Source organism: Aequorivita todarodis (assembly GCF_028561335.1).
GTDB lineage: Bacteria > Bacteroidota > Bacteroidia > Flavobacteriales > Flavobacteriaceae > Aequorivita > Aequorivita todarodis.
Genome location: NZ_JAQQTG010000024.1, coordinates 1 through 982, shown reverse-complemented (window position 1 = coordinate 982; position 982 = coordinate 1). Strand labels below are relative to the sequence as shown.

Annotated in this window: 1 protein-coding gene; it reads right to left on the bottom strand. The window is 35.6% G+C overall.

Annotation, left to right across the window (positions count from 1 at the left end; genetic code table 11):
* Window positions 1-16: 16 nt before the first annotated feature.
* Window positions 17-895 (bottom strand): IS982 family transposase, encoded by an 879-nt coding sequence (locus tag POV26_RS10500; RefSeq protein ID WP_272856431.1) that lies wholly within the window; start codon window positions 893-895, stop codon window positions 17-19.
* Window positions 896-982 lie beyond the last annotated feature (87 nt).

The window sequence follows — 982 nt, the reverse complement described above, 5'->3', positions numbered from 1 at the left end:
TAACCCGTTGTGCATTTTAAATAATGCTGATTTTAATATTGTTGATGTTTCTGCCAAAGATAAACTTGTTGATATATTGAATAGCTGTAAGTGCCGTTATCTTTGAGATTATCCTTGTTTTGAATCCCTTAAAGGACTTTGCATAATTGCGTCTTATCATAAACTGGTCACATAATTGTGAAAACAGCGTTTCTATTCTTTTTCTCTTTTTTCTAAATATATAGGGTTGCCTTTTATATTCTTTTTGGTTCCTTCTCATTGGTGTGTTGAGCGTTATGTTACAGGTTTCAAAAAGGTTGAGCTGTATTTTTGCAGACAAATAACCTCTATCGCCAATTAACGTACAGTCGCCCATCTGCATCTTGATATCTTTTAGGTAATTGATGTCGTGCACGGAAGCAGGGCTTAGGTCAATACTCTGAAAAACACCGTTTACAGAGCAAACCGCGTGCAGTTTGTATCCATAATAATTAGCACTCTGTGCGGCACAGTACCCCTTGTCAGGAAAAGCAAAATCGTCTTCTTTGCATATTTTAGAACGTGAACTGCGGGACAACTTACAAACCTCTAAAGGCATACTGTCAACGACAAAATAATCTTCAAATTCATTGAAATGCGATGCCAGTTTTAAGCGAATTTTATCAAGCTCATTGGCGAGCCTTCGCCTTCGCCTGTTGTATACACTTCGCTCAATTTTTGTATATATCATTTCGGGAAGTTTTCTGAAAAGATCGTTTTCACTATCTATGCCCATAAACTCAGCCGTTAAACTCAAACTTATCAGTTCCAGGTCACAGAGCTTTGGTTCACGCCTTTGATAGGGTAAAAGTTGATCTTTTGATATTTTTCTTAAAACTTCCAATATTCTTTCGTAATTTGCACTTAAGTTGTTCATATATAATGTTTTATGGCTAAAACAAGATACTGATTATCAGTAATATGGACAACTTTTTTCTTTTAAATCATAATGCACAACGGGTTA